A 430-nucleotide genomic window follows, 5' to 3' on the forward strand; every position below is an offset into this window, starting at 1 on the left:
TCTTCGATCAATTCCGTATCAAAGCCATACTCGACGCTGACGGTGACACGGGCGAACAGTTTCGCTCCCGAACGGTTCTTAACAATCTGCTCGATGAAATACTGATTTGGTACGACAAGCGTGCCGTCTTTTAGCGTTTCGACGACAGTCGAACGCAATTTGATTTTAGTGATGCGCCCAATTTTTTTGTCGATCTCGACCATTTCGCCGACTTCCATTGGCCGTTCGAATAAAATGATAATGCCCGACACGAAGTTCGCGGCAATATTGCGGACACCAAAACCGATACCGATGAAAAAAAAAACAACTAATACAACACGAACCAGACACCTATCTCAGAATCCGATCTGTAGCTTACACACACAACCATAAACTACAACAACTCCACTGCCACACGCAACGACGCCTTCGTCACAACAACATACGCACA

1 pseudogene is annotated in these 430 nt (G+C 46.0%); it reads right to left on the reverse strand.

Going from position 1 to position 430, the window contains the following annotated elements:
* Nucleotides 1-293 (reverse strand): annotated as a pseudogene (locus tag BHE18_RS00040) (mechanosensitive ion channel domain-containing protein); the annotation flags it as partial.
* Nucleotides 294-430 lie beyond the last annotated feature (137 nt).

Source organism: Rossellomorea aquimaris (genome assembly GCF_001877785.1).
Lineage (GTDB): Bacteria > Bacillota > Bacilli > Bacillales > Bacillaceae_B > Rossellomorea > Rossellomorea aquimaris_A.